The sequence below is a fragment of the Pseudomonas sp. p106 genome (assembly GCF_003936645.1).
In the GTDB taxonomy this organism is placed as follows: domain Bacteria; phylum Pseudomonadota; class Gammaproteobacteria; order Pseudomonadales; family Pseudomonadaceae; genus Aquipseudomonas; species Aquipseudomonas putida_E.
Window position 1 is genome coordinate 87323 of sequence record NZ_RHQR01000010.1, and the last position, 26051, is coordinate 113373.

The 26051-nt window shown below is 63.5% G+C and carries 17 protein-coding genes; 12 read left to right on the forward strand and 5 right to left on the reverse strand.

Annotated elements, in window-relative coordinates; genetic code table 11:
• Positions 1–18: 18 nt before the first annotated feature.
• Together EGJ09_RS14415 and EGJ09_RS14420 are read left to right on the forward strand one after the other, a co-directional pair.
• Complete coding sequence (locus EGJ09_RS14415) at positions 19–4293, forward strand: DEAD/DEAH box helicase (protein ID WP_125924232.1); 4275 nt, start codon at positions 19–21, stop codon at positions 4291–4293.
• A gap of 101 nt (positions 4294–4394) precedes the next feature.
• Positions 4395–6014, forward strand: coding sequence for an FMN-binding glutamate synthase family protein (locus EGJ09_RS14420; RefSeq protein ID WP_046787779.1), 1620 nt, complete (start codon positions 4395–4397; stop codon positions 6012–6014).
• Between the two features lie 114 nt (positions 6015–6128).
• Here EGJ09_RS14420 and EGJ09_RS14425 read toward each other — a convergent pair whose 3' ends face one another.
• Positions 6129–7547, reverse strand: coding sequence for an amino acid permease (locus EGJ09_RS14425; RefSeq protein WP_115273707.1), 1419 nt, complete (start codon positions 7545–7547; stop codon positions 6129–6131).
• A 392-nt stretch (positions 7548–7939) separates the two neighbouring features.
• Here EGJ09_RS14425 and EGJ09_RS14430 point away from each other — a divergent pair, with 392 nt between their 5' ends.
• The 3 genes from EGJ09_RS14430 (at position 7940) to EGJ09_RS14440 (ending at position 12463) form a co-directional block, all read left to right on the forward strand.
• Positions 7940–11077 carry a transglycosylase domain-containing protein gene (locus EGJ09_RS14430; RefSeq protein WP_125924233.1) on the forward strand — a complete coding sequence of 1046 codons (3138 nt, stop codon included), beginning with the start codon at positions 7940–7942 and terminating at the stop codon, positions 11075–11077.
• Between the two features lie 89 nt (positions 11078–11166).
• The gene (locus EGJ09_RS14435) at positions 11167–11712 is read left to right on the forward strand and encodes a PadR family transcriptional regulator (RefSeq protein ID WP_039603315.1); all 546 of its coding nucleotides are present in this window, start codon (positions 11167–11169) and stop codon (positions 11710–11712) included.
• The gene (locus tag EGJ09_RS14440) at positions 11705–12463 is read left to right on the forward strand and encodes a siderophore-interacting protein (protein WP_125924234.1); all 759 of its coding nucleotides are present in this window, start codon (positions 11705–11707) and stop codon (positions 12461–12463) included. Before EGJ09_RS14435 ends, EGJ09_RS14440 begins: the two co-directional genes overlap by 8 nt.
• A 9-nt stretch (positions 12464–12472) precedes the next feature.
• Here the strand turns inward: EGJ09_RS14440 and EGJ09_RS14445 are convergent, their stop codons facing one another.
• Together EGJ09_RS14445 and EGJ09_RS14450 are read right to left on the reverse strand one after the other, a co-directional pair.
• Positions 12473–13153 (reverse strand): Pr6Pr family membrane protein, encoded by a 681-nt coding sequence (locus EGJ09_RS14445; RefSeq protein WP_125924235.1) that lies wholly within the window; start codon positions 13151–13153, stop codon positions 12473–12475.
• A 1-nt stretch (position 13154) separates the two neighbouring features.
• On the reverse strand, positions 13155–13376 hold the full coding sequence (locus EGJ09_RS14450) for a VF530 family DNA-binding protein (RefSeq protein WP_046787783.1): 222 nt from the start codon (positions 13374–13376) through the stop codon (positions 13155–13157).
• 169 nt (positions 13377–13545) lie between these two features.
• Here EGJ09_RS14450 and EGJ09_RS14455 point away from each other — a divergent pair, with 169 nt between their 5' ends.
• The 7 genes from EGJ09_RS14455 (at position 13546) to cmoB (ending at position 24435) form a co-directional block, all read left to right on the forward strand.
• Positions 13546–15591: a TonB-dependent receptor gene (locus EGJ09_RS14455; RefSeq protein WP_125924236.1), complete on the forward strand. Its 2046-nt coding sequence runs from the start codon at positions 13546–13548 to the stop codon at positions 15589–15591.
• A 215-nt stretch (positions 15592–15806) separates the two neighbouring features.
• Positions 15807–17153, forward strand: coding sequence for a carbohydrate porin (locus EGJ09_RS14460; RefSeq protein WP_125924237.1), 1347 nt, complete (start codon positions 15807–15809; stop codon positions 17151–17153).
• 28 nt (positions 17154–17181) lie between these two features.
• Positions 17182–19593, forward strand: a complete 2412-nt coding sequence (locus tag EGJ09_RS14465) for a glucose/quinate/shikimate family membrane-bound PQQ-dependent dehydrogenase (protein WP_125924238.1) — start codon at positions 17182–17184, stop codon at positions 19591–19593.
• Positions 19594–19727: 134 nt separating this feature from the next.
• On the forward strand, positions 19728–22148 hold the full coding sequence (gene lon / locus EGJ09_RS14470; RefSeq protein WP_046787787.1) for an endopeptidase La: 2421 nt from the start codon (positions 19728–19730) through the stop codon (positions 22146–22148).
• Between the two features lie 108 nt (positions 22149–22256).
• Positions 22257–22649 (forward strand): protease inhibitor I42 family protein, encoded by a 393-nt coding sequence (locus tag EGJ09_RS14475; protein WP_046787788.1) that lies wholly within the window; start codon positions 22257–22259, stop codon positions 22647–22649.
• A gap of 89 nt (positions 22650–22738) precedes the next feature.
• Complete coding sequence (gene cmoA / locus EGJ09_RS14480) at positions 22739–23482, forward strand: carboxy-S-adenosyl-L-methionine synthase CmoA (RefSeq protein WP_046787789.1); 744 nt, start codon at positions 22739–22741, stop codon at positions 23480–23482.
• A complete protein-coding gene (gene cmoB, locus EGJ09_RS14485; protein WP_125924239.1) occupies positions 23479–24435 on the forward strand; it encodes a tRNA 5-methoxyuridine(34)/uridine 5-oxyacetic acid(34) synthase CmoB in 957 nt (318 codons plus the stop codon). Before cmoA ends, cmoB begins: the two co-directional genes overlap by 4 nt.
• Positions 24436–24534: 99 nt before the next feature.
• Here the strand turns inward: cmoB and pdxJ are convergent, their stop codons facing one another.
• Together pdxJ and recO are read right to left on the reverse strand one after the other, a co-directional pair.
• Positions 24535–25257 carry a pyridoxine 5'-phosphate synthase gene (gene pdxJ / locus EGJ09_RS14490; protein ID WP_218176392.1) on the reverse strand — a complete coding sequence of 241 codons (723 nt, stop codon included), beginning with the start codon at positions 25255–25257 and terminating at the stop codon, positions 24535–24537.
• Positions 25258–25318: 61 nt separating this feature from the next.
• Positions 25319–26002: a DNA repair protein RecO gene (gene recO / locus EGJ09_RS14495; RefSeq protein ID WP_012312994.1), complete on the reverse strand. Its 684-nt coding sequence runs from the start codon at positions 26000–26002 to the stop codon at positions 25319–25321.
• Positions 26003–26051: the final 49 nt, after the last annotated feature.

Genomic DNA, 26051 nt, shown 5'->3' on the forward strand with positions numbered 1-26051 from the left:
ACCCGCCATAACCTTCTCATGAACCTGCCTGCCCAACAGCACCCGGTGCTTGAGCTGTTCCTCCCCGCCATCGGCACCTGGTTCCGTCGCCATTTCGCCACGGTCACCGACGCCCAGGCCCGCGCCTGGCCGTTGATTCACGCCCGCCAATCGATGCTGCTGGCCGCGCCGACCGGCTCGGGCAAAACCTTGAGCGCCTTTCTCGCGGTGCTCGACGAGCTGTTCCGTGAGGGCCTTGAACACAACGGCGAACTGCCCGCGCAAACCCAGGTAGTGTACGTTTCGCCGCTCAAGGCACTGTCCAATGACATTCGCCTGAACCTGCAGGCGCCGCTCGAAGGCATCAGCCAGGCACTGCTAGACCAGGGGCTGACGCCGCCGCGCATCACCACTGCCGTACGCACCGGCGACACGCCGCAAAAAGAACGCGCGGCCATGCGCAAACTGGCCCCGCACATCCTCGTGACCACGCCCGAGTCGCTCTACGTGCTGATGGGCTCTGCCTCGGGCCGCGCTGGCCTGAGCGGCGTGCACACGGTGATCGTCGATGAGATTCACGCCTTGGCCGGCAACAAGCGCGGCGCCCACCTGGCACTGACGCTGGAGCGCCTTCAAGCGCTCACCGGGCGGGGGCTGCGGCGCATAGGGTTGTCTGCCACCCAGCGCCCGGTGGAGCGCGTGGCCGCGTTTCTGGCCGGCCACCAACGCCCTTGCGCAATCGTCGATATCGGCCACGCCCGCCAGCGCGACCTTGCCCTTGAAGTGCCCCCCGTGCCCTTGGGCGCGGTCATGGCCACGGATGTGTGGAACCTGGTCTACGATCGCCTGGCAGCTCTGGCCCGTGAACACCGCACCACGTTGGTATTCGTCAACACTCGGCGCCTGGCCGAACGCCTCACCCGCCACCTCAGCGACCGCCTTGGCAAAGAGGCCGTGGCCGCACACCACGGCAGCCTGGCCAAGGAGCTGCGCCTGGATGCGGAGCAGCGCCTGAAAAACGGCCAGTTGCAGGTGCTGGTCGCCACGGCTTCCCTGGAGCTGGGTATCGATATCGGTGATGTCGACCTGGTTTGCCAGATCGCCTCGCCAGGCTCCATCGCCGCGTTCTTGCAGCGGGTCGGCCGCTCCGGGCACCAGGTCGAAGGCATCCCCAAAGGGCGCCTGTTCGCCACCTCGCGGGATGACCTGATCGAGTGCACGGCCCTGCTCGACTGTGTGCAACAGGGCGAGCTCGAGCAGTTGCACATACCCCATGCGCCACTGGACGTACTGGCCCAGCAGATCGTCGCCGAAACCAGCAACCAGCCGTGGCAGGAACAGGCATTGTTCGACTGCCTGCGCAAGGCAACGCCCTACACCGAGCTGGACACCAAGCATTACCAAGCGCTGCTAAGCATGCTCGCCGAAGGCTACAACGGACGCCAAGGCATTCGCAGCGCCTACCTGCACCGCGACGCGGTGAGCGGCACCTTGCGCGGGCGCCGCGGTAGCCAGCTGACCGCGCTCACCAGCGGCGGCACCATCCCCGAAACCGCCGACTACGCTGTGCTGCTGGAGCCGCAGGCGCTGAACATCGGCAGCGTCAACGAAGACTTTGCCGTGGAGAGCATTGCTGGCGACATCTTTCAGTTGGGCAATGCGTCCTATCGGATCCTGCGGGTGGAACCCGGCCGGGTAAGGGTCGAAGACGCCCACGGCCTGCCGCCGACCATTCCGTTCTGGCTAGGAGAGGCGCCGGGACGCAGTGACGAATTGTCCGCCGCCGTTGCCCGCCTGCAGGCACGTATCGATGAGCAACTGGGGCTGAGTAACGGCGCTTTCGCCCCAGTGCTGTCATGGCTGCAAAGTACTTATGCACTGGACGAGGCCTGCGCCAGCCAACTGCTCGATTACCTGGGGCGTACCCGTGAAGTGCTGGGCGCCCTGCCCTCGCAACACACGCTGGTGATGGAGCGCTTCTTCGACGAGTCCGGTGGCACCCAGTTGATCATCCATTCGCCCTACGGCAGCCGCATCAACCGCGCCTGGGGCCTGGCGCTGCGCAAACGCTTCTGCCGCACGTTCAATTTCGAATTGCAGGCGGCAGCCAGCGAGGACGCCATCGTGCTGTCACTGTCGACCAGCCACAGTTTCGAGCTGGACGAAGTCTGGCGCTACCTGTCCAGCCGCAACGCCGAGCACATTCTCATCCAGGCCCTGCTCGATGCGCCCTTGTTCGGGGTGCGCTGGCGTTGGAACGCGGCAGTGGCAATGGCCTTGCCGCGCTACGTCGGGGGACGCAAGGTGGCGCCGCAGATCCAGCGCATGAAAAGCGAAGACCTGATTGCCGCCGTGTTCCCCGACCAGATCGCCTGCCTGGAAAACATCGTCGGTGAACGGCAAATCCCGGATCACCCGCTGATCGAGCAGACCCTCGACGACTGCCTGCACGAAGCCATGGACAGCGAGGGCTGGATGGCACTGTTGAGGCGCATGGAAAGTGGCCAGGTGCGCTTGCTGAGCCGCGACCTGCCGGCCCCCTCGCCGCTGGCCTCGGCCATCCTCAACGCCAGGCCATATGCGTTCCTTGATGATGCACCGCTGGAGGAGCGCCGAACCCAGGCGGTACTCAACCGACGCTGGAACGAGGTGCACAGTGGCGACGACCTGGGCGCGCTGGACGCCGATGCCATCAGCGCTGTCCAGGCAGAGGCCTGGCCGCAACCCGGCAGCGCCGACGAAATGCACGAAGCCTTGATGAGCCTGGGCGCCATCAGCCAGCACGAAGTCCAGGCCAACCCGACCTGGGGCTTGCTGCTCAGGCAACTGGCCAAGGCGGGCCGGGCGTTACGCTTGCCCGACGAACACCTGTGGCTGGCCCGCGAGCGCCTGAGCCTGCTCCAAGCGCTGTATCCGGAGGCACGTCTGGAGCCCGCCCTCCACGTGCTCCCCGGCTTCGACCAGGCCCTGGACCCGGACAGTGCACTGAGCGAGCTGCTGCGCGCCCGCCTGAGCGGCCACGGCCCGCTGACCCTGGCGCAGATCGCGGCACCACTGGGCAAGCCGCAGGCAGCCATCGAACAGGCACTGGCCCGCCTGGAAGCAGAGGGCTACGTACTGCGCGGCCAGTTCAGCCCAGGTGAGGTGCAACGGCAATGGTGCGAACGCCACCTGTTGGCGCGTATCCATCGCTACACAGTCAAACGCCTGCGCCGGGAGATCGAGCCGGTAAGCCTGCAGGACTTCATGCGCTTTGTGTTTGACTGGCAGCACCTTGCGGCCGACGAAAAATTGCGTGGGCCGCACGCTGTGGCCGAGGTGCTTGAGCAGTTGCAGGGTTTCCCAGCCGCGGCCGGCGCCTGGGAGGCAGAGCTGCTGCCGGCACGGATCAAGGACTACAGCATTCACTGGCTCGACGAGGCGTGCCGTAGCGGGCAGTTCGCCTGGAGCCGCCTGGCGGGCAAAGTGTCGAGCAGTACGCTGGCGAGTACGCCGCTGGTGCTGTTGCCACGTCAACACCTGGGCTTGTGGCGCAGCCTTGTACCTGCGCCGGCTCTGGACGAGCTAAGCCCGCGTGCGCAACGTGTGCATCAGGTATTGCAGGCGCATGGCGCTCTGTTCTTCGACGAACTGACCCAGCAAGCCCACTTGTTGCCCAGCGAGCTGGAAACGGCGTTACAGGAATTGGTCGGTTCGGGCCTTGCAAGTGCCGACAGCTTTACCGGGCTGCGTAGCCTTATCACCCCGGCGGCGAAACGCTCATCGCGCAACAGCCGGCGCGGCCATGCGCCGATTTCCACCAGCATGGCGCACGCCGGGCGCTGGGCGCTGTTACGCAGGGGCAATGCCGAAGTGGACGACGGGCAACGGTTGGAACACCTCGCCCGCACCCTGTTAAGACGCTATGGCGTGATCTGCTGGCGGCTGCTGGAGCGCGAGAGTGATGTGCTGCCACCCTGGCGTGAGCTGCTGCGCTGCTGCCACCGGCTTGAGGCGCGCGGCGAGATTCGCGGCGGGCGCTTCATCGCCGGCTTGGCCGGGGAGCAGTTCGCCCTGCCCGAAGCGGTCGGGCTGCTGCGCCAGGTACGCCGGCGCGAGATGGAGGGCGCGCTGGTGGTGGTCAGTGCCAGTGACCCACTGAACCTGATCGGGTCGCTGCTGCCCGGAGCGAAGGTGCCGGCGGCCGGTGGCAATCGTGTGTTGTACCGCGATGGCGTGCCGGTGGCAGTGCGAGTTGCCAACCGCTACGCCTACCTGGTGCAAGCGACGAATGAAGAGCAGCAACGGTGGCGGCAGAAACTGCTGCGCGAATGATTTTCGATACCCCGATTTTCATGTTCAGCGCTGCGCAACCGGGCTATGGTCGGGGTTTGCCCCAGGCCCTGAGCCTGACCGCGCCATCGTAAGGACCCCGTATGAGCCTGTCACTTCTCAGTCGCTATGCCGTGTTTGCCGCCTGTGTTCTGTTCACCGTGGCGAGCCTGCCGTTCCTGAACCATGAATGGCTGTGGCCGTTCACCCTGATTACGGCCGTGCTCAGCCTGATCGGTTTGTTCGACCTGCTGCAGCAACGCCACGCGGTACGCCGCAACTACCCGATACTGGGCAACATCCGCTACCTGGTCGAGGGCATTCGCCCGGAGATCCGCCAGTACCTGCTGGAAGCCGACAGCGATGCCCTGCCCTTCTCCCGCGCCCAGCGCTCGCTGGTGTACGCGCGGGCCAAGAACGAAGCGTCGGACAAGCCCTTCGGTACGCTGATCGACGTGTACGAGTCTGGCTTCGAGTTCATCGGCCACTCCATGCGCCCGGCCCCGCTGGCCGACCCCTCAAGCTTCCGGATCATCATTGGCGGACCGCAGTGCAGCCAGCCCTATTCGGCATCGATCTTCAACATTTCCGCCATGAGCTTTGGCTCGCTGAGTGCCAATGCCATCCGCGCGCTCAACCAGGGTGCCAAGCTGGGCAACTTCCACCATGACACCGGCGAAGGCAGCATCAGCCCCTACCACCGCGAACACGGCGGCGACCTGGTGTGGGAGCTGGGCAGCGGCTACTTCGGCTGCCGCACAGCGGACGGGCGCTTCGACCCCGAGCGTTTTGCCGCCCAGGCGCGCAGCCCGCAGGTGCGGATGATCGAGATCAAGATGAGCCAGGGCGCCAAGCCCGGCCACGGCGGCATCCTGCCCAAGCACAAGGTCACCCGGGAAATCGCCGAGACCCGCGGCATTCTCATGGGTGAGGACTGCATCTCGCCATCCCGCCACAGCGCGTTCTCCACACCCATCGAGATGATGCAGTTCATCGCCCGTCTCCGTGAGCTGTCCGGCGGCAAGCCGGTGGGCTTCAAGTTCTGCCTGGGCCACCCGTGGGAATTCATGGGCATCGCCAAGGCCATGCTGGAAACAGGCATACTGCCCGACTTCATCGTGGTCGATGGCAAGGAAGGTGGTACCGGTGCCGCACCGGTGGAGTTCACCGACCATATCGGTGTGCCGCTGCGCGAAGGGCTGCTGTTCGTGCACAACACGCTGGTTGGCCTGAACCTGCGCGACAAGATCAAGCTCGGCGCCAGCGGCAAGATCGTCAGCGCCTTCGACATCGCCAGCGTGCTGGCCATCGGTGCCGACTGGGCCAACTCTGCTCGCGGCTTCATGTTCGCCATCGGCTGCATCCAGTCGCAGAGTTGCCATACCAACAAATGCCCCACGGGCGTGGCCACACAAGACCCGTTGCGCCAGCGTGCGCTGGTGGTCCCGGACAAAGCCCAGCGGGTCGTGAACTTCCACCACAACACCTTGCGCGCCCTGGCAGAAATGCTCGCAGCGGCCGGCCTGGAACACCCCGCGCAACTGGAAGCCAAGCACTTGGTGCGGCGCGTGTCGGCTACCGAAATCAAGCTGTTCTCGCAGATGCATGTGTTCTTGAAGCCGGGGGAGTTGCTGACTGGCGAGGTGGACGGGCAGTTCTATTCGCGGATGTGGCAGCTGGCGCGGGCGGACAGCTTCGAGCCGCACAGTGAGGTGGCGGCCTGATAGAACCCTGGGGCTGCTGCGCAGCCCTTTCGCGACACAAGGACGCTCCTACCGGGATACGCTATCTGCTGTTGTGTCGCGAAAGGGCCGCAAAGCGGCCCCGGCTATCTCACATCAGGAAGCGTTACCGGCTACACCCTGTAGTTCTTTCGGCGCCAGGCGGAACGCGTAGTACAGCACCGTCAGCAGCACCAGGAACGCCGGGCCAATGTACAGCGCCACACGGGTATCCTCGAAGTACGCCATCAAGCCAACCACCAGCACCAGGAAGCCCAGCGCCAGGTAGGAACTGAGCGGCCACAGCCACATGCGGTACTTCAAGCCCTTGCGCTCGGCGGCCGACAGCCCGGCGCGGAACTTGAGCTGCGCCAGCAGGATCATCACCCAGGTCCAGATCGCGCCGAAGGTGGCGATCGACGTCACCCAGACGAACACCTTCTCTGGCACCAGGTAGTTGGCCAGCACCCCCAGCAGCAAGGCACCGATGGACAGCAGCAGCGCGTTACGTGGCACGCCGTTTTTCGAAGTACGGGCAAAGACGGCTGGCGCCTGGCCATTTTGCGCCAGGCTGTAGAGCATGCGCCCGGTGCTGAAGATACCGCCGTTGCAGGACGACAGCGCGGCAGTGATCACCACGAAATTGATGATGCCGGCTGCTGTCTTGATACCCAGGCGCTCGAAGGTCATGACGAACGGGCTGCCCTGGCTGCCGATTTCATTCCACGGGTAGATCGACAGGATCACGAACAAGGCACCGACGTAGAACAGCAGAATGCGCCAGAACACCGAGCCAATGGCCTGCGGGATGGTTTTTTGCGGGTTGCGGGCTTCGCCGGCAGTCAGGCCGATCATTTCCACGCCCAGGTAGGCGAACATCACCATCTGCAGCGACATCAGCACACCGGTCACGCCATTGGGCATGAACCCGCCATTGCTCCACAGGTTGGAGATACCGACTGCCACACCGTCGTTGCCCAGGCCGAAGGCGATGATGCCGATGCCGCCCAGGACCATGGCGATGATGGTGACGATCTTGATCAAGGCAAACCAGAATTCGAACTCGCCGAAAGCCTTGACCGCGATCAGGTTCACCGCGCCCATGCTGCCCAGCGCCGCCAAGGCCCAGATCCAGCGTGGCACGTCCGGGAACCAGATGCCCATGTAGATGGCCACGGCGGTGATTTCCGCGACGCAGGTCACCAGCCACAGGAACCAGTAGTTCCAACCGGTCAGAAAGCCCGCCAACGGGCCAAGGTAGTCCTGGGCATAGCGGCTGAACGAACCGGCGACAGGGTTGTGCACGGCCATCTCGCCGAGGGCACGCATGATCACCAGGATCGCCAGGCCACCGATGATGTAGGAAAGCATGATCGCGGGGCCGGCCATCTCAATGGCTTTGGCCGAACCGAGGAAAAGACCGACGCCGATACAGGCGCCCAGCGCCATCAGACGGATGTGCCGTTCGCCCAGTTCACGCTTGAGCGGGCCGCCTTGTGCGGTCTCGCCATGGGCAGGGTGGTTACCGACGGGCATAGCAATACAACCTCATTTTGTTATTGGATTTGACCTTCGTGCAGCGCCGGCCATGCCGATAGGCGTGGCGTTGGCTTGCCAGGCTGGCCTTGTGGGCCGGCCCGTGTGCCGGTGTAGAGCGGCCCGGCAGGGCGAAGGGGCCGAGCAGTATAGGAAGCTCGCTGTAGGGCTTTTCACTATAAATAACTCAAAATTTGGAGAGAAACCCGCTGACCTACCGCTGCCTCCTGGCTCACCCCACTACCCTAGCAACTTGTTTGTACGAAGAAACCCACACCAAAGGCGCATATCCCACATGGGGTTTCTGCACTTTCTACAAATTTTTCACCTACTGCCTTCAACGTCTAAGCTTCAGACAAGCAAGACGAAAATACCTGGCCGGATTGAAGACTATGGGCGCACTGTGGCAATCGGAACCATCCAGAACGGAAGCACCCGAAACACCTCTGGCCGACACGCCGCAGCCAAAGTCCCCACGTCAGCGTCGGCTTTGGTGGCGGCTGATCCTGCTGATCCTGCTGGTGGCGATCACCGCCATCGGCTTTGCCGCCTATGACGAGTTCCGTACGTCCGACCTGCAGTCCCGCGAGTTCAGCAAGCTGGCCAGCACCCTTACCTATTCACTGCAGCCGGGGCCCAGTGACGCCATCGTCTACCCCGGCGAGGGGCCGTTCGACAAACGTCTGGGCTATAGCGCGCTGGGCGAGTTCCTGCCGCGCCTGCTCAAGCGCGACTACCTGATCAGCGAGCAGGTACGGTTTTCGCCTGCCTTGATGAACTACGTGGACCACGGCCTGTTCGCGCCCTACATCGAGAAAATCCAGGCCGGATTGTCGATCATCGATTGCCGCGGCGACACGCTGTACCAGTACAACTACCCGCAATACCTGTATCCGAACTTCGCCGCAATCCCACCGGTGATGGTCAACAGCCTGCTGTTCATCGAAAACCGCGACCTGCTGGACCCGAAGGACCCGAAAAACAACCCGGCAGTCGACTGGCCGCGCTTCGCCAAGGCCGCCTACAGCCAGGTGGCCAAATACCTGGCCTTGCCCGGCCAGTCCGCCGGTGGCAGCACGCTGGCCACGCAGCTGGAAAAATACCGCCATTCACCGGACGGCCTGACGGTCTCCGGTGCCGAGAAGATCCGCCAGATGATTTCCGCCAGCGTGCGCGCCTACCAGGGCGGGCCTGATACCACCGAGGCACGCCAGCGCATCGTGCGCGACTACCTCAACAGCGTGCCGCTGTCGGCGGTGCCCGGCCATGGTGAAGTGCATGGCATGGCCGAAGGCCTGCGTGTGTGGTACGGCGCCGATTTCGACCAGGTCAACCAGGCCCTCACCTCGACCGCGACAGACCCCGAAAGCATGGCCGCACGTGGCTTGGCATTGCGTCAGGTGCTGTCGTTGATGATCGCCCAGCGCCGCCCCTCGCATTACCTGACCAAGGGCCGCGTCGAACTGGCCGAACTCACTGATTCGCACATCCGCGTGCTCGCTGCCAACGGCATCATCGAGCGCGCCCTGGCCGACGCAGCGTTGGCCAGCAAGGCGCTGTACCGCGACTGGGTGGCACAGCCGACCATCGTTCCGATCATCACCAACAAAGGCATCAGCCTGGCTCGCAACCGCCTGTCAGGCATGCTCAACCGCCCGCTGTATGACCTGGACCGCCTTGACCTCTCGGCAACGAGCACCTTGCAGGCCGACCTTCAGCTCCAGGTCAGCCAGTACCTGAAGAACCTCTCCGACCCTGAATTCGCTGCGCAGATCGGCCTGATCGGTGAGCGCCTGCTGACCAGCAAGACCACCGACCAAGTGCGCTACAGCTTCACCTTGTTCGAACGCACCGCCGATGGCTCACGGGTGCGGGTACAGACTGACAGCACCGACCAGCCCTTCGACATCAACGAAGGCAGCAAGCTTGAACTGGGCTCGACGGCCAAGCTGCGGGTGCTCACCACCTATCTGCAGATCATCGCCGAACTGCACGACAAGTACGCTGGCATGCCCGCCGCCGAGCTGAAGAAGGTCGAGGTCGCCGAGCTCGATCGCATCACCCAATGGTCACTGGAATGGCTGGCGCTGAACAGCAAGAACCAGAGCCTGGATGCCATGCTCGACGCAGCCCTGGAGCGCAAGTACTCGGCCAACACCGGCGAAGCGTTCTTCACCGGCGGCGGCATGCACGTGTTCAACAACTTCCGCAAGGAGGACAACAGGCGCAACCCGACCCTCAAAGAAGCCCTGCGCGAGTCGATCAACCTGCCCTTCATTCGCCTGATGCGCGACCTGGTGCGCTACGTGACCTACCAGCAGCCATTCAACCGCGTGCCGCTGCTCAAGGACGATTCGGACCCGCGCCGCCAGGAATACCTGGCACGCTTTGCCGACAAGGAAGGCACCAGCTACCTGATGCGCTTCTGGAGGAAGTACCAGCGCAAAACCTCCCAGCAACGCCTGGATACCTTCCTCGACAGCATGCGCGTCACGCCGCAGCGCCTGGCCGCAGTACACCGCTATCTGTTCCCGGCGGCTGGCCAGGAAACCTTCAATGCATTTGTTCGCGCGCATATCAAGGAAAACAAGGTCGCCCTGAACAGGCTCACCGATGGCCGTCTGGCAGAGATGTACGAGGCCTACGGCCCCGGCAAATATGACCTGCCTGACCAAGGCTACATCGCCAAGGTTCACCCGCTGGACCTGTGGCTGCTCGGCTACCTGCTGAGGAACCCGAGCGCCTCGCTGACCGAGATGGTCAACGCCAGCCGCTTCGAGCGTCAGGAAGTCTATGGCTGGCTGTTCAAGAGCCGCCACCAGGGTGCCCGGGACAGCCGTATCCGCACCATGGTGGAAATCGAAGCCTTCCTCGATATTCACCAGCGCTGGAAGAGCGTGGGTTACCCCTTCGATCACCTGGTGCCGTCGCTGGCCACCGCCATCGGCAGCTCCGGCGACCGTCCTGCGGCTCTGTCCGAGCTGGTCGGCATCATTCAGAACGACGGTGTGCGCCTGCCCACACTGCGCATCGATACGCTGCACTTCGCCGCCGATACGCCCTACGAAACCAGGCTGAACAGCGACCCCGACCGTGGCCAGCGAATTCTCCCGGTGGAAGTGGCCCGGGCACTCAAAGGCGCCATGTCGCAAGTGGTCGACGCAGGTACGGCGCGGCGTATTTCCGGCAGCTTCAAGCTGCAGGACGGCACCCCGCTGGTGATGGGCGGCAAGACCGGTACAGGCGACAACCGCATCGAAAGCTTCGGCGCCGGGGGCCGGTTGATCGGCTCGCGTTCGCTGAACCGCACCGCCACCTTCGTGTTTTTCCTCGGCGACAACCACTTCGGCACGCTGACCGCCTTCGTGCCAGGGCGCTCTGCGGAGGCGTTCAAGTTCACCTCGGCGCTGCCTGTGCAGGTGCTCAAGGGGATGGCGCCCATCCTCATGCCGTACCTTGAGCCTGGCAATCCGAACGCGTGCAAACCGCCGCAGGTTGCGATGCTTGCGAGTGACCCATCTAAAATTTAAATGATAACCATCGGCATTTGACCGCTTGTGTTTAGATATATCTTGAGTAATATCTTGCGATATATCTAAACACACGGAGCCTCGCTGCCATGCGTGAACATTCCGCCCACGACCCCTTCGAACGCCGCCCCGGCCGGGGTGAACGCGGTCCAAGGGTATTCGCCCCCGGCGACCTCAAGCTGTTGATGCTGTCGCTGCTGGCCGAGCAACCTGGCCACGGCTATGACCTGATCCGCCAGATCGAGAACTTGTTCGATGGCAGCTACACGCCCAGCCCCGGGGTTATCTACCCCACCCTCAACTTTCTCGAGGAAGCAGAGCTGATCAGCGGCCAGGTGCAAGGCAGCAAACGCCTCTACGCCATTACCCAGGCCGGCCGCACCGCCCTGGCTGATCAAGCCGTGGCCCTGGACGGCGTGCGCATGCGCATTGAAGTCAGCAAGCGCGCCCTGCGTGGCCACGACCGCCCGCCAGAAATTCACGAAGCGGTCGGCAACCTGCGCCATGCCCTGCACATGCACAGCGGCCGCTGGACAGCGGAAGAAATCGAACGGGTCCGCACCCTGCTCAACGACACTGCCAAGGCCATCGCCGCCGGGCCGGCCGCCCCTGCCACGGAGAACCTCCATGAGTGACACCATCCACCGCGTCAATCACGAAATCCGCCAGCGCCGCCTGCAGGTACTGCGGGTTACCGACCTCACCCCACGCATGCGCCGCATCACCCTCAAAGGCGCCGAGCTGGAAGGCTTCACCAGCCTGGGCAGTGACGACCACATCAAGCTGCTGTTCGCCGAAACAGCCGAACAACAACAGGCCATCGACGCCCGCAATATGGGCCGCGACGGCGGCGCGCGGCCTACCATGCGCGAATACACGCCGCGGCGCATCGACCTGGTCAATCATGAACTGGACATCGATTTCGTCCTGCATGGCGATGGCCCTGCATCAACCTGGGCTGCACAGGCTGCACCGGGGCAGACGCTGAACATTGCCGGGCCACGGGCTTCGATGGTGGTCCCGGATATCTTCGACAGCTACCTGCTCATTGGTGACGAAACAGCCATTGCGGCCATCGGGCGACGCCTTGAAGAACTGCCAGCAGGCCGGCGGGTGCTGGCGGTCATCCAGATCGAGGATGAGCAGGAGCGCCAACCTCTGCCGAGCAAGGCTGAAGTGGAAGTCATCTGGGTGAAGCGGGATGAGGATTTACTGGCGCTGGTGCAGGGGTTGAACTTGCCTGAGGGCAAGCTGTACAGCTGGGTGGCACTGGAGAAATCGCTGACCCGGCGGGCCAAGGCGCTGCTGCTGGAGAAAGGTGCGCCGGAAGATGCCCTCAAAGCGGCTGCCTACTGGCGGGCAGAAGGGACAGCGGACGACGAGTGATGTGCGTCGTCAGGCCCGGTCCTTTCGCGGTTTCACCCGCGAAGGGGCCTGCACAGGCCGAGCAAGCCGCCGCCCGCGCCAGCGATCGAGCCCAAGCAGTACCAGCGCAATTGCCCAGAACCCCGTCAGTACGCCCAAGGCATTGAGCATGACCTGCCCGTAGCCAAGGCTTGCAACGTCGATGAACGGATACGGGTAGCCCCCGATCTCACTCCCCCGCCACAGTGCGTAGCCGAAATACACCGCCGGGTACAGCGCCCACGGCCCCAAGTGCCAGAGCCGCAAATGCCCCTTGGGCACGGCGAACCACCAGTACGCAATGTACAGTGCCGGCATCACGTCGTGCAGCAGTTCGTCCGCCAGCCATTGCCACCCCTCGGGTTGCCACAGATGCCGCAGCAACACGCTGTAGGCCAGCGCCACCAGCACGATGCTGGCGGCCACGGCGGAACTTACCGAGGGCGACAGGAAGAAGCGCTTGGCGCCTGATTCCCTGCCGAACGCCGCATAGCTGAGCACCGTCGCCACCAAGGTATTGGTCAACACCGTGAAATAGCCGAACACATTGATCAGCCCGCCGATCAGGCTCGCCGCTTCCTGCCAGCGCGCCAGCAGCACCAGGTACACCTGCACAGCCAGGCCCAGCCAGCCAAGCACTGCAGCCAGGGTCAGCCAGGGATGACGCGGCATCTCAGGCGTTGCGCTGCAGTTTCACGTAGAGCTGCTCGACTTTTTCCCGGGCCCAGGGCGTCTTGCGCAGGAAGGTCAGGCTCGACTTGATGGTCGGGTTGCTCTTGAAGCAGCGCACATCCACGCGCTCGGCCAGGCCCTGCCATTGGTAGTGCGCCACCAGCTCGGTGAGGATCTGCTCGAGGGTCTTGCCGTGCAGCGCGTTGTGGTTGGCCGTGCTCATGCCAGTACTCCCGCGGATAAAAAGATGCGCACATTACACGAGTGTAGTGATGAAGGGGGCGCGGCACCGTCAATACAAAAACCGCTGGCAAACGCTGAAACCTCTGTGCTGAAATAGTGATGTTATACAGTAACAATATAAAAGACTCTGCCAAGGACCGTCACTTTCCATGTTGTACTCTCCCCTACGCCTCTCTCCCCTCGCCGTCGCCCTCTGGCTCGCTTCATCACCCAGCCAGGCCGTGGAACTCGAACCCCAGGTCATCACCGCCAACCCACTGGGCAACCGCGAGCTGGCTGCCCCCAGCACCGTGCTCGAAGGCGACGACCTGCTGCAGCAACAGCATGGCAGCCTGGGTGAAACCCTCAACAAACAGCCTGGCGTCGCCTCCACCTGGTTTGGCCCAGGCGCCAGCCGCCCGGTGATTCGCGGCCTGGACGGTGACCGTATCCGCATCCTGCGTAACGGCGTCGGCGCTCTCGACGCCTCGGCGCTGTCTTACGACCATGCCGTGCCACTGGACCCGGTCACCGTCGAGCGCGTCGAAATCGTCCGTGGCCCCGCCGCCTTGCTCTACGGCGGCAACGCCATCGGCGGGGTGGTCAATACCTTCGACAACCGCATCCCCGACGCGCCCATCGAGGGCATTCACGGTGCCGGCGAACTGCGTTACGGCGGTGCCGATACCACGCGCAGCAGTGCCGGCAAGCTGGAAGCCGGTGACGGCACCTTCGCCCTGCACCTGGATGCCAACAGCCGCCAGTTCAACGACCTACGCATCCCAGGCTACGCCCGCAGCTCGAAGGTGCGTGACGCTGATGAGCCCGGCAGCAAGCACCGCCTGGAAAACAGCGACGGGCGCCAGGATGGCGGCGCAGTGGGCGGGTCCTACCACTGGGATCACGGCTATGCGGGCCTGTCCTACAGCCGCTACGACAGTAACTACGGCTCGGTGGCCGAGTCCGGCGTGCGCCTGGACATGAAGCAGGATCACTACGGCTTCGCCTCCGAACTGCGTGACCTCGAGGGTCCCTTCAGCTCGGTCAAGGTCGATGCCGGTTACACCGATTACGAGCACAGCGAAATCGAAGAAGGCGAAGTGCACACCACCTTCAAGAACAAGGGCTATGAGGCGCGTATCGAGGCCAGGCACCAACCGATCGGCCCGCTGGAAGGCGTGATCGGCGCCCAGGTCAGCCGCAATGAATTCTCGGCACTGGGTGAAGAAGCCTTCGTGCCGCACACCGATACCGATAGCCTGGCGTTGTTCATGCTTGAGCAATGGCAGGCCACCGAGCGCCTCGACCTGAGCCTGGGTGCGCGCCTGGAACACACCCGCGTCGACCCGGATGCCAAAGGCAACGAAAACTTCGTCGCTGCCGACAGCGCCAGCAGCTTCAATGCCTTGAGCCTGTCTTCGGGGGCGGTGTACCAACTCGACCCGGTCTGGGCGCTCGCTGCCAACGTCGGTTACACCGAACGTGCCCCGACCTTCTACGAGCTTTACGCCAACGGCGCCCACGTCGCCACCGGGGCTTATGAAGTCGGTGATGCCAGCCTGAACAAGGAAAAAGCCATCTCCGCCGACCTGGCATTGCGCTTCGACAATGGCACCCACAAGGGCAGCGTCGGGGTGTTCTACAGCCATTTTCGCAACTACATCGGCCTGATCGGCACGGGCAACATGCGAGAGGGCCATGACCACGACCATGGCGACGATGATCACGATCACGATCACGACGACGGCGGGCTCCCTGAGTACCAGTACCAGGGCGTGCGGGCGCGTTTCTACGGCATCGAGGCCCAGGATCGCTGGCAGTTGGTCGAGAACCGCTACGGCAGTTTCGCCCTCGAGCTTTCGGGCGACTACACCCGGGCCAAGAACCTCGACAGTGGCGAGCCGCTGCCGCGCATTGCGCCTTTGCGGCTGAACAGCGGACTGGTCTGGGAGCTGGACCGTTGGCAGGCACGCGTTGATGTGCAGCATGCCGCGTCTCAGCATCGCAAGCCGGCGAATGAGACCAGCACCGATGGTTACACCACCCTGGGAGCGAGTGTGGGTTATCGCTTCGATATCGGCCAGAGCCAGTGGCTGGCGTTCGTGCGCGGTGAGAACCTGACGGATCAGACCGTGCGTTACGCCAGTTCGATTCTGCGGGACATAGCACCGGCGCCGGGGCGTAGTGTGGAAGTAGGCCTGCGCACGACCTTCTGATCTTCAAGGGGCGCTGTGCGCCCCATTCCCGCACTGTTACCGTGGGTGTAACAATCAACTGCGACAATTTGTCTTTTTTTCTTACAACTTCCCCTATATCCTCCCCGCCGCAAGCTGAATCGCTTCACTCACCTTTCCTGTCGCCATTTCCATCGAAGAGCTCGCTCATCGGTGCGCTTGCCGTTTTTTCGACAATCAAAAGATAGCGCTATCTCATGTTCTTACTGCCCAACATTCGCTACACCGGCACCGCCCTGATTGCCTTGGCCGCCTGTTTTTCGTCCACCACCAGCGCCAGTGAAATGTTCGCCAGCGACTCACCGTGGATGCTTGGTGACTGGGGCGGCACCCGCAGCGAGCTGCTGGAAAAAGGCTACGACTTCACCCTTGGCTACACCGGCGAGATGGGCAGCAACCTGCACGGCGGTTACGACCACGACCGCACCGCGCGTTACAGCGACCAGTTCACCTTTGGCAGCCACCTGGACCTGGAAAAGATCCTGGGCTGGCAAGACACCGAACTGCAGCTGACCATCACCGAACGCCACGGGGACAACATCAGCAACGACCGCATCAACGACCCGCGGGTCGGCGGCTTCACTTCGGCCCAGGAAGTCTGGGGCCGAGGTGAAACCTGGCGGCTGACCCAGATGTGGATCAGGCAGAAATACTTCGATGGCGCCCTGGACGTGAAATTCGGCCGCTTCGGTGAAGGCGAGGACTTCAACAGTTTCCCCTGCGACTTCCAGAACCTGGCCTTCTGCGGCTCGCAGGTGGGCAACTGGGTCGGGGGCATCTGGTACAACTGGCCGGTCAGCCAGTGGGCGCTACGTGTGCGCTACAACATCAACGACGCCCTCTATGCTCAGGTCGGGGTGTTCGAGCAGAACCCCTCCAACCTCGAATCCGGCAACGGTTTCAAACTCAGCGGCAGCGGTACCCAGGGTGCGGTAATGCCGATCGAACTGGTGTGGAGCCCGCGGGTCAATGGCCTGAAAGGGGAATATCGCGCCGGGTACTACTACAGTAATGCCAAGGCACAGGATGTTCTCAAGGACAGCAACGGCCAGCCGGCCGCCATCAGTGGCGCCACCTACCGTAGCAGTTCGAGCAAGCACGGCCTGTGGATCGGCGCCCAGCAGCAGGTTACCTCGCTGGCCACTGACCAGTCGCGCGGCCTGAGCCTGTTCGCCAACGCCACAATGCACGACAAGAAGACCAATGCCATCGACAACTATGTGCAGGCAGGACTGGTATACAAGGGCCCCTTCGATGCCCGCGCCAAGGACGACATCGGTTTCGCCCTCGCCCGCGTGCACGTCAACCCCGCCTACCGCAAGAACGCCCGCCTGGCCAACCAGGCGGCCGGCCTCGACGACTACGACAATCCGAGTTTCCTGCCCGTGCAGGACACCGAGTACAGCGCTGAACTCTATTACGGCATTCACCTGGCCGACTGGCTCACGGTGCGCCCGAACCTGCAGTACATCCGCCATCCAGGCGGGGTGTCGCAGGTGGACGACGCCCTGATCGGCGGCCTGAAGATCCAAAGCACTTTCTGACAACCCTTCACCTAACGGAGAACATACGATGAGCACTGACGGTGCCAAGAATGGAAGCCGCTGGCTACCGCGCCTGATGGGCGTACTGCTGCTATTGATGGGCCTGGCCTTGCTGGCGGGCGGCATCAAGCTCAGCCAGCTCGGCGGGTCGCTGTATTACCTGATCGCCGGTATCGGCTTTGCCGCTTCGGGCGCACTGCTGCTGGCTCAGCGCCGACTTGCCCTGGGCCTGTACGGCCTGGTGCTGCTAGCCAGCACGGCATGGGCACTGCTGGAAGTGGGCCTGGACTGGTGGCAACTGGTACCGCGCCTGGCCATCTGGTTCGCCATCGGCGTTGTGCTGCTGCTGCCTTGGGCACGCCGCCCGCTGACCGGCCCGGGCAACAAGGCCAATACCGCCCTGCTCAGCATTGCCGTGATCGCCTCTGGCGCTTGCGCGCTGGGCAGCCAGTTCACCCACCCGGGCGAAGTGTTTGGCGAACTGGGCCGCGACAACAGCGAAATGGGCAGTGCCGCACCGGCCATGCCCGACGGCGACTGGCAAGCCTATGGCCGCACCGAGCATGGTGACCGTTATTCGCCGCTGCGCCAGATCACCCCGCAGAATGCCTACCGCCTGGAAGAAGCCTGGCGCATCCGCACCGGTGACCTGCCAACGGACAACGACCCGGTCGAGTTGACCAACGAAAACACCCCGCTGAAGGCCAACGGCATGCTCTATGCCTGCACCGCCCACAGCAAGGTGCTGGCCCTGGACCCGGACACTGGTGCCGAGATCTGGCGCTACGACCCGCAGATCAAGACCCCGGTGGGTACGTTCAAGGGCTTCGCCCACATGACCTGCCGCGGCGTTTCGTACTATGACGAGAACAACTATGTCAGCCGCGACGGCAGCCCGGCGCCGAAAGTCTCCGACGCAGGCCAAGCCGTGGCCCAAGCCTGCCCGCGCCGCCTCTACCTGCCGACCGCCGACGCCCGCCTGATCGCCATCAATGCCGACAACGGCAAGGTCTGCGAAGGCTTCGCCAACCAGGGCGCGATCGACCTGACCACCGGTATCGGCCCGTTCACCGCCGGCGGTTATTACTCCACCTCGCCGGTGGCGGTCACCCGCAGCCTGGTCATCATCGGCGGCCATGTCACCGACAACGAGTCGACCAACGAGCCTTCCGGCGTGATCCGCGCTTATGACGTGCACGATGGCCGCCTGGTCTGGAACTGGGACAGCAACAACCCCGAAGATACCCAGCCACTGGCCCCGGGCAAGACCTACAGCCGCAACTCGGCCAACATGTGGTCACTGGCCAGCGTCGATGAAGACCTGGGCATGGTCTACCTGCCGCTGGGCAACCAGACACCCGACCAGTATGGCGCCAACCGTACCCCGGGTGCGGAGAAGTACAGCGCAGGCGTGGTCGCCCTGGACCTTGCTACCGGCAAGGCGCGCTGGAACTACCAGTTCACCCACCACGACCTGTGGGACATGGATGTTGGCAGCCAGCCCACCCTGGTTCATCTGAAGACCAAGGAAGGCGTCAAGCCTGCGATCATCGTACCGACCAAGCAGGGCAGCCTGTACGTGCTCGACCGCCGCGACGGTACCCCCATCGTGCCGATCCGCGAGATCCCGGTACCGCAAGGTGCGGTCAAGGGTGACCACACTGCACCGACCCAGGCCCGCTCCGACCTCAATCTGCTCGGCCCGGACCTGACCGAACAGGCCATGTGGGGTGCCACACCGTTCGACCAGATGCTGTGCCGCATACAGTTCCGCGAACTGCGCTATGAGGGCCAGTACACTCCACCCTCCGAGCAAGGCTCGCTGGTCTACCCGGGCAACGTAGGTGTGTTCAACTGGGGCAGCGTCTCGGTCGACCCGGTGCGCCAACTGCTGTTCACCTCGCCCAACTACATGGCCTTCGTGTCGAAAATGGTGCCGCGTGAACAGGTTGCCGCCGGCAGCAAGCGCGAAAGCGAAACAAGCGGCGTGCAGCCCAACACAGGTGCGCCTTACGCTGTGATCATGCATCCGTTCATGTCGCCGCTGGGGGTTCCGTGCCAGGCACCGGCCTGGGGTTACGTGGCGGCCATCGACCTGTTCACCAATAAAGTGGTGTGGAAGCGCAAGAACGGCACCACCCGTGACAGCACTCCGATACCGATCGGCATGCCGGTAGGTGTGCCGAGCATGGGCGGCTCGATCGTCACTGCTGGTGGTGTCGGCTTCCTCAGCGGCACTCTGGACCAGTACCTGCGTGCTTATGACGTGAACAACGGCAAGGAACTGTGGAAAGCCCGACTGCCAGCGGGTGGCCAGGCCACGCCGATGACCTACACCGGCAAGGACGGCAAACAGTACGTGCTGATCGTCGCCGGCGGCCACGGCTCACTGGGCACCAAAATGGGCGATTACATCATCGCTTACAAACTCGCCGACTAAGCGGCAAGCTACAAGCGAAAGCGGGGCCTGTGAGGTCCCGCTTTTTTCTTGCGGCTTGAAGCTTGCAGCTTGAAGCTTGAAACCCATTCCCCCGCGCCCCATCTAAGCACCATAGCCATTCACGCAGGTGCCCCATGAGCGACCAGCAGGATTTTCCGGAACAACCCGACGAAAACAGCGAAATCGAACACCTTGATGGTCAGGCCCAAACCGGCCACGCCCTCGCCCTGCCCGGCCAGCAATTGCCGGACAAGGTCTACGTGATTCCGATCCACAACCGCCCGTTCTTCCCAGCACAAGTACTGCCGGTCATCGTCAACGAAGAGCCTTGGGCCGAAACCCTCGACCTGGTGGCCAAGACACCGGACCACTGCCTGGCCCTGTTCTTCATGGACACCCCTCCCGAAGACCACCGCCATTTCGACACTGCGGCCTTGCCGGAGTACGGCACCCTGGTCAAGGTGCACCATGCCAGCCGCGAAAACGGCAAGCTGCAGTTCGTCGCCCAGGGCCTGACCCGTGTACGCATCCGCACCTGGCTCAAGCACCATCGCCCGCCCTATCTGGTCGAAGTCGAATACCCACGCCAGCCAAGCGAGCCGACCGACGAGGTCAAGGCCTACGGCATGGCCCTGATCAATGCGATCAAGGAACTGCTGCCGCTCAACCCGCTGTACAGCGAGGAGCTGAAGAACTACCTCAACCGCTTCAGTCCCAACGACCCATCGCCACTGACCGACTTTGCCGCCGCACTTACCTCGGCCACCGGCAACCAGTTGCAGGAAGTGCTCGATTGCGTGCCCATGCTCAAGCGTATGGAAAAGGTCCTGCCGATGCTGCGCAAAGAGGTCGAAGTTGCGCGCCTGCAGAATGAGATTTCCGCCGAGGTCAACCGGCAGATCGGCGAGCACCAGCGCGAATTCTTCCTCAAGGAACAGCTCAAGGTCATCCAGCAGGAGCTTGGCCTGACCAAGGACGACCGCAGTGCCGACCTCGAACAGTTCCAACAGCGCCTGCAAGGCAAGACCCTGCCAGAGCAGGCAAAAAAGCGCATCGATGAAGAAATGGCCAAGCTGGCCATTCTTGAAACCGGCTCCCCCGAATACGCCGTCACCCGCAACTACCTGGATTGGGCCAGTGCGCTGCCCTGGGGTGTATATGGCAAGGACAAGCTCGACCTCAAGCATGCGCGCAAGGTGCTCGACCAGCATCACGCGGGCCTCGATGACATCAAGGAACGCATCCTGGAGTTCCTCGCCGTGGGCGCCTGGAAGGGCGAGATCAGTGGTTCGATCGTGCTGCTGGTGGGCCCGCCAGGCGTGGGCAAGACCAGCATCGGCAAGTCCATCGCCGAATCGCTTGGGCGCCCGTTCTACCGGTTCAGCGTCGGCGGCATGCGCGACGAGGCCGAGATCAAGGGGCACCGGCGCACCTACATCGGCGCCCAACCAGGCAAGCTGGTGCAGGCGCTGAAGGATGTCGAGGTGATGAACCCGGTGATCATGCTCGACGAAATCGACAAGATGGGCCAGAGCTACCAGGGCGACCCGGCCTCGGCGCTGCTGGAAACCCTGGACCCCGAACAGAACGTCGACTTCCTCGACCATTACCTGGACCTGCGCCTGGACCTGTCCAAGGTGCTGTTCGTGTGTACCGCCAACACGCTGGACTCGATCCCCGGCCCTCTGCTCGACCGTATGGAAGTGATCCGCCTGTCCGGCTACATCACCGAAGAGAAACTGGCCATCGCCAAGCGTCACCTGTGGCCCAAACAGCTGGCAAAGGCCGGCGTGGCCAAGACCAGCCTGGCCATCAGCGATAGCGCCCTGCGCGCCGTGATCGAGGGCTATGCCCGCGAAGCCGGCGTACGCCAGCTGGAAAAACAGCTGGGCAAACTGGTGCGCAAGGCCGTGGTCAAGCTGCTCGAAGCCCCGGATGCCAAGCTCAAGATCGGCACCAAAGACCTGGAGGCCGCACTCGGCATACCCGTGTTCCGCAGTGAACAGGTGCTGGCAGGCAAAGGCGTGATTACCGGCCTTGCCTGGACCAGCATGGGTGGCGCGACATTGCCGATCGAGGCAACCCGCATCCACACGCTCAATCGCGGCTTCAAGCTCACCGGCAAGCTGGGTGACGTGATGAAGGAATCTGCCGAGATCGCCTACAGCTACGTCAGCTCCAACCTCAAGCAATTTGGTGGTGATCCGGCTTTCTTCAACGAAGCCTTCATTCACCTGCACGTGCCAGAAGGCGCCACGCCCAAGGATGGGCCGAGCGCCGGTATCACCATGGCCAGCGCACTGCTGTCGCTGGCCCGTGACCAGGCACCGAAAAAAGGGGTGGCCATGACCGGCGAGCTGACCCTCACCGGCCAGGTACTGCCGATTGGTGGTGTGCGCGAGAAGGTCATCGCAGCGCGGCGGCAGAAGATTTTCGAACTCATCCTGCCCGAGCCCAACCGCGGGGACTTCGAAGAATTGCCTGAGTACTTGCGTGAAGGGCTGACCGTGCACTTTGCCAAGCGCTTTGCCGACGTGGCTAAAGTGCTGTTCTGACCCGCAACGCCCTCATCGCCGGCAAGCCGGCGATGAGGGCGGCACTGATAGCACAAAACCCGTCTATCATCGGTTATCCTCAGGCCTTCGCCAGCCTCTGGAGCTACCATGACTGTCCCTCGTCTGCTCGTTCCCCTGAGCCTCGTCCTGCTTACCGCCTGCGCCCAGCAGCCCAGGCAAACCGTCGAACTGGACGCTGAAAGCGAATGCCCAAAGCGCATGCAGGTCGGCCAGGCGCTCACCCTGACCCTGCCCAGCAACCCCTCCACCGGCTACCGCTGGCTGGTGCAGAACCCGGCCTCGAACATCTTGCGCAGCCTCGGCCCCGAGGTCTACAGCGCCCCCGAGGAAGCCGGCATCGTCGGCAGCGCGGGCATTTCCACCTGGCGCTTCGAAGCCCGTGCCGCAGGCGAAGGCCATCTGGTGCTGGTCTATCAGCAGCCCTGGGCCCCGGAAGTTCGGCCTGTACAGACCTTCGACTGCGCGGTGCAGGTCAACTGAACGCACAGCGCTGGTCAGCCGACCATGCATCCTTGGCGCGGTTTGGCTAGAATGCCGGCCCTGCCAATTGTCAGCCGCCTGGATTCACCGTGAGCAAACAACCCGACCGCCTTTTCGCCCAGCCTCTGGAGCAAGTTCCCGACTTCGTGTTCAACGAAGACGTGGTGCGCGTGTTCCCGGACATGATCAAGCGCTCGGTGCCCGGTTACCCGACCATCGTCGAGAACCTTGGTGTGCTCGCGGCGCGCTTCGCCCAGCCCGATACCGCCCTGTATGACCTCGGCGCGTCCCTTGGCGCCGTTACCCAGTCGCTGCGCCGCCATGTGCGCAGCGAGGGCTGCCGGGTGATCGCGGTGGACAACTCCGCGGCCATGGTCGAACGTTGCCGCCAGTACCTCACCGCGCAGGACTCGATGTTCCAGGAACTGCTGCCGGTTCAGGTACTGGACGCCGACATCCTGGCCCTGCCCTTCGAGCCCGCCTCGGTGGTGGCGATGAACTTCACCCTGCAGTTCATCGCCCCTGAACAGCGCCTGGCGTTGCTCGGCCGCATCCGTCAGGCATTGCTGCCCGGTGGCGCGCTGATCCTCTCGGAGAAACTGCATTTCGCCGATGACCAGGAGCAGACCCTACTCAATGAACTGCACCTGGACTTCAAGCGTGCCAATGGCTACAGCGAACTGGAAATCGCCCAGAAGCGCAGCGCCATCGAGAACGTGATGAAACCCGACACCCTGCACACCCACACCGAGCGCCTGCGCGCGGCGGGCTTCAGCAAGGTGGTGCCTTGGTTCCAATGCCTTAATTTCGCCTCGCTGATAGCCCTGCCATGATCGATCTGTCCCCCCTCGTCCGCCGCCTGGCGGGCACCCCACTGGCTTTATGGTCGCAAGGCCTGCAAGCACAACTTCAAGCCAAGCTGGAGAAAGGCCACGGCGACCTCGAGCGCTGGCGCGGTGCGCTGGACGCCCTGCCGGCACTGCAGCCAAGCGAAATCGACCTGGCCGACGGCCTGCGTCTGGACTGTGACTGCGACGACGCCACCCGCGCGCAGATGCGCCAGGCCCTGATGGGCCTGTCGCCCTGGCGCAAAGGGCCGTTCGACCTGTTCGGCGTGCATGTCGACACTGAGTGGCGCTCGGACTGGAAGTGGTCGCGCGTGGCTCCGCACCTGGACCTGCAGGGCAAGCGTGTGCTCGATGTCGGTTGCGGCAACGGCTATTACCAATGGCGCATGCTCGGTGCAGGCGCCGACATGGTCATCGGGGTTGACCCCAACTGGCTGTTCTTCTGCCAGTTCCAGGCCGTGCAGCGGTACCTGCCCGACTTGCCGGCCTGGCACCTGCCGTTTGCGCTGGAGGAACTGCCAGCCAGCCTGGAAGGTTTTGACACGGTGTTTTCCATGGGGGTGTTCTACCATCGCCGCTCCCCCATCGAGCACCTGCTGGCGCTCAAGGACTGCCTGGTCAAAGGGGGTGAGCTGGTACTGGAGACGCTAGTGGTCGAGGGCGACGAGCAGCAGGTACTGGTGCCTGAAGACCGCTACGCGCAGATGCGCAATGTCTGGTATCTGCCGTCGGTCCCGGCGCTGGAGCGCTGGTTGCGCCGTGCGGGTTTCAGCGATGTGCGCTGCGTGGATGTCAGTGTGACCAGCGTCGAGGAGCAGCGCAGCACCGAATGGATGCGCTACCAGTCGCTGGGGGACTTCCTCGACCCGAACGACCATAGCAAGACCATCGAGGGGTTGCCCGCCCCACGCCGCGCCACGCTGTTGGCGCGCAAATGAAAAGCCCCCACCGGGACTGCGCAGCTCTTGAGGCCTGCGCTGTACCTGTGGGAGCAAGCTTGCCGGCGATTGGCCGCCTGCATAACGCAGCGCAGATGATCAGCGCGAAGCTGCGACGATCAGCGCCTTCATCTCTGCCACCGCCGCCTTGAAACCTACGAACAGTGCATGGGCCACCAAAGCGTGGCCAATGTTCAATTCATTGATGCCCTTGATTGCCGCCACCGCCTCGACATTGTGGTAATGCAGGCCATGCCCGGCATTGACGATCAGCCCCTGACCGACGCCAAAAGCGACGCCGTCGACGATCCGCTTGAGCTCCTCAGCCACCTCAGTCGGCGTCTGGGCATCGGCATAACGACCGGTATGCAGCTCGATGGCCGGGGCACCCACACGGCGCGAGGCTTCGATCTGCCGCTCGTCGGCGTCAATGAACAGCGACACTTCGGCGCCAGTGCGCGACAGGCGCTCTACCGCAGCCTTGATGCGTGCCTCCTGCCCAGCCACATCGAGGCCGCCCTCGGTGGTCAGTTCCTGGCGTGTTTCAGGTACCAAACAGATATGCGCCGGGCGAATCTTTTCGGCGAACACCATCATCTCTTCAGTGACGCCCATCTCGAAGTTCATGCGGGTTTGCAGCACGTCCTTGAGCAGCACCACATCGCGCTCCTGTATGTGCCGGCGGTCTTCGCGCAAGTGCACGGTGATGCCATCGGCGCCTGCTTCCTCGGCATCCAGCGCAGCCTTGACCGGGTCCGGATAGCGTGTGCCGCGGGCCTGGCGCAAGGTAGCCACGTGGTCGATGTTGACGCCGAGAAGCATGCGGTTGCTGTGAGTCACGAAAAGCTCTCCTGAAGATTTAGCCCCACAGCATACGACGAGCTCAGCGCTTGCGAAACAGTTCCCGGCTGACCAGCGGTTTTGGCCCCAGATGGACCGCCAACGCCTGACGCATCAGGCGCTTGGCCGCGAGCAGCGCACCAGGTGCATCCCAGTCGGCCTGGGCGAGGGCCAACAGTTCGGCGCCATTGAACAAGCCAGGCTGAACCAGGTAAACGCGTTCAAGGCCGGCATCGACCTGCAAGCGGTACAGCCCGTCGGCTTCGATCGGCTCGTCGCTGACGTCGTGGTCAAGCGCAAAGGCGTAACCCAGGTCTTCCAGCAGGCGCCATTCGAAGGAGCGCAGCAGTGGCTCCAGCGGGCGCCCGGCGGCCAGGGCCTGCAAGGTCAGGGCGTAGTGCTCGAACAGTTCCGGTTGTGGTGCTTCGGCAGGTAGCAGGCGCATCAGCAGTTCATTGAGGTAGAGGCCGCTGAACAGTGCGTCGCCGTGCAGCCAGGCCGCGATGCCCATGCTGTCCAGGCGCCCGACGTTTTTTAGCTCACTGCGGCCGCGCAGTTCCACTTCCAGCGGCACGAACGGCCGCACCAGGCTGCCACCCTTGCCCCTTGCACGGCGCAACACCGCGCGCACGCGCCCCTGCGGCGTGAAGAAGTCCACCAGCGCGCTGGTTTCCTTGTAGGCACGGCTGTGCAGCACGTAGGCCGGCTGGCCGACAGGTTGTTCCATGAAGTGTGGCCTGAAAGCAGAGCGGCCCGGAGAGATCCGGGCCGCTGGA

What these genes read in the sequence shown, in the direction of transcription:
- EGJ09_RS14425 (WP_115273707.1), bottom strand. Translation starts at nt 7,547, where the DNA reads ATGCCCGTCGGTAACCACCCTGCCCATGGCGAGACCGCACAAGGCGGC.
- EGJ09_RS14460 (WP_125924237.1), top strand. Translation starts at nt 15,807, where the DNA reads ATGTTCTTACTGCCCAACATTCGCTACACCGGCACCGCCCTGATTGCC.
- EGJ09_RS14415 (WP_125924232.1), top strand. Translation starts at nt 19, where the DNA reads ATGAACCTGCCTGCCCAACAGCACCCGGTGCTTGAGCTGTTCCTCCCC.
- EGJ09_RS14435 (WP_039603315.1), top strand. Translation starts at nt 11,167, where the DNA reads ATGCGTGAACATTCCGCCCACGACCCCTTCGAACGCCGCCCCGGCCGG.
- cmoB (WP_125924239.1), top strand. Translation starts at nt 23,479, where the DNA reads ATGATCGATCTGTCCCCCCTCGTCCGCCGCCTGGCGGGCACCCCACTG.
- EGJ09_RS14440 (WP_125924234.1), top strand. Translation starts at nt 11,705, where the DNA reads ATGAGTGACACCATCCACCGCGTCAATCACGAAATCCGCCAGCGCCGC.
- pdxJ (WP_218176392.1), bottom strand. Translation starts at nt 25,257, where the DNA reads ATGCTTCTCGGCGTCAACATCGACCACGTGGCTACCTTGCGCCAGGCC.
- recO (WP_012312994.1), bottom strand. Translation starts at nt 26,002, where the DNA reads ATGGAACAACCTGTCGGCCAGCCGGCCTACGTGCTGCACAGCCGTGCC.
- EGJ09_RS14455 (WP_125924236.1), top strand. Translation starts at nt 13,546, where the DNA reads ATGTTGTACTCTCCCCTACGCCTCTCTCCCCTCGCCGTCGCCCTCTGG.
- lon (WP_046787787.1), top strand. Translation starts at nt 19,728, where the DNA reads ATGAGCGACCAGCAGGATTTTCCGGAACAACCCGACGAAAACAGCGAA.
- EGJ09_RS14465 (WP_125924238.1), top strand. Translation starts at nt 17,182, where the DNA reads ATGAGCACTGACGGTGCCAAGAATGGAAGCCGCTGGCTACCGCGCCTG.
- EGJ09_RS14445 (WP_125924235.1), bottom strand. Translation starts at nt 13,153, where the DNA reads ATGCCGCGTCATCCCTGGCTGACCCTGGCTGCAGTGCTTGGCTGGCTG.
- EGJ09_RS14475 (WP_046787788.1), top strand. Translation starts at nt 22,257, where the DNA reads ATGACTGTCCCTCGTCTGCTCGTTCCCCTGAGCCTCGTCCTGCTTACC.
- EGJ09_RS14430 (WP_125924233.1), top strand. Translation starts at nt 7,940, where the DNA reads ATGGGCGCACTGTGGCAATCGGAACCATCCAGAACGGAAGCACCCGAA.
- EGJ09_RS14450 (WP_046787783.1), bottom strand. Translation starts at nt 13,376, where the DNA reads ATGAGCACGGCCAACCACAACGCGCTGCACGGCAAGACCCTCGAGCAG.
- EGJ09_RS14420 (WP_046787779.1), top strand. Translation starts at nt 4,395, where the DNA reads ATGAGCCTGTCACTTCTCAGTCGCTATGCCGTGTTTGCCGCCTGTGTT.